2 protein-coding genes are annotated in these 1,962 nt (G+C 44.9%); both read right to left on the bottom strand.

Annotation, left to right across the window (positions count from 1 at the left end):
* Window positions 1-48: 48 nt before the first annotated feature.
* A complete protein-coding gene (gene uraH, locus BACCOPRO_RS18530; protein ID WP_008144023.1) occupies window positions 49-1,311 on the bottom strand; it encodes a hydroxyisourate hydrolase in 1,263 nt (420 codons plus the stop codon).
* Window positions 1,312-1,466: 155 nt separating this feature from the next.
* The coding region (locus BACCOPRO_RS18085; protein ID WP_008144021.1) for an endonuclease/exonuclease/phosphatase family protein at window positions 1,467-1,962 on the bottom strand (496 nt) is incomplete at its 5' end.

Genomic DNA, 1,962 nt, shown 5'->3' with positions numbered 1-1,962 from the left:
CCCGACTGTCCGTTCTTTACGATGACGGGCAGTCGGGTATCTATTTTCTCAATTCCCGCGATAAGTGGAATATCCATAAGGTGAAAGCGTAAGAGGCACATGATAATGAGGCGCATCTCCAACCTCAAATACAACTTCTACAAAAGGATAGAAGCTCTCCTGACCCAGTTGCTTAAAATAAGGAGCCACCTGGAAAGTCAGCTTGTATATGCCAGAAGAATCCTTTCCGTTATCAGGCAGAAAATCAGAAATCCGGCCATTGACATCTGTCTGTTTTTCATCTACAAACGTCCATACATTCTCTCCGCTCTTCCGAGACAGAACAACCTTCACTCCCGGTGCCGGCTCTCCCCTTGTGATATCCAAAATATGACTTGAAAGGCGATAGTTTTTTCCCTTCGCAGCCTGTTGCTGTACTGATTCTTCTACCACAAGAACGCGACTGTTCGGCAAATCTGGAATATAAATTTTTCCTTCACTGACTGATATATCTGCCGGACCAACGAGCGGTGTTTCCAAATCCAGTACGAGAGGAGTTGCCTGACCTGTTTGCAGGTCAATCCGGATTAACCCTGCCGGATTCCAGTTGGATACATAAAGCGCTTTGTGATCAGAGGAAAAAGCGATACCGTCATATTGTCCCGATGTCTGAAACAGCTTCTCAGGACGAGGATGTTCCAAATCAGCAATGCGATAAACAACATGATGATCCCGCGTATTTCCATCAGCCGGATATGAAGCAACATATAACACACCATTATCCAGCAACAATCCATTAGGTCCCGGAACAGTAGCCCACTCCTGAGGAGTTCCCGGATTCATCGGATCGGATATGTCCAAGCGAAAGATCCGGTCTGTATTTGTTACCGAAGCATACAGACTGCCATTCCATTCTACCAGATCATTAACAAATAAATTTCCTTCCGGCAAAGAAATTGTCCGGGGACGGGCAGTTCTCTCTTTCAGTGAAAAAACAACGATCCGGTTCACATCACAGACATACAGATAACCATCCTTCACCAACATCCCCTTGGGAGCGGAAAGACTTCCATCTGCAGGTATCAATGTGCTTACTTTCCCATTTTTATACCAGTTGATATATCCCTTCCCCTCCGCATTAAGAGGATCCAACTGTCCACTACCAAAGTTAGCAACTAGAATTCCGCCGTCATAAGGATATGTACTTTCACAAAAGCGCAAATCCTGCCGGATTATTTCCGAAACTTTGAGGTTACTGTCTGCCCAAAGTGTCTGTGCCGACAATGTAAACGCAAGTCCAATAAAAGCCATCCATAAAGTTCTTTTCTTCATATCAGTATTCTTTCAGATTATACACTTATCCGGATCTCCAGACAATATTAGCCCGTCACCGTTTCTTTTCCGGACAAAAGTAGATGATTATGAAGAAGAAACTGATAGCAGGAAAACGCTTTTTTTCGATAGAATCTATTGGTTAAACCGATGGATCAACGAGACAGACGGAACGTTACCAGCACTGCCTTATGATCTGTAGGCCATACCCCCTGCGGCAACAGAAAACGGTCTTTAGACTTTTCTTCTTCCCGCCGGCCACAAACAATACTTCCTTTCGGACCAAAAATTACAACATCTTCCACTTCCAGCTGTTGATTCGGATAGAAAAATACATAATCAATCCGGTCACGCTCGTCAGCTTTGGGTGCCCATGTCAGTTTCTCTACTGCAATCAACGGATTATCTGCCGGAAAAGTAAAGCCCGGATAATTCAATACATCAGGATAACGGACGCGATAGGCATCAGCAAATCCGGCATTATCCAGCATCAAAGGTACCGTCCAGGGAACGATCAGTCCATGATGATCGTACAGATCCTTTGTTTCACGAATCCAGTCCAGATGAGACGGCTCGTTAAAGTCTCCCCCTAGAATCACTATTCTTCCCTTGTCAATGTCTTCACGCGCTTCAGCCAGAAACGAGCGGATT

The organism is Phocaeicola coprophilus DSM 18228 = JCM 13818 (assembly GCF_000157915.1).
Classification (GTDB): domain Bacteria; phylum Bacteroidota; class Bacteroidia; order Bacteroidales; family Bacteroidaceae; genus Phocaeicola; species Phocaeicola coprophilus.
The sequence above is the reverse complement of the archived record's forward strand: the minus strand, read 5'-3'. Positions and strand labels throughout refer to the sequence as shown.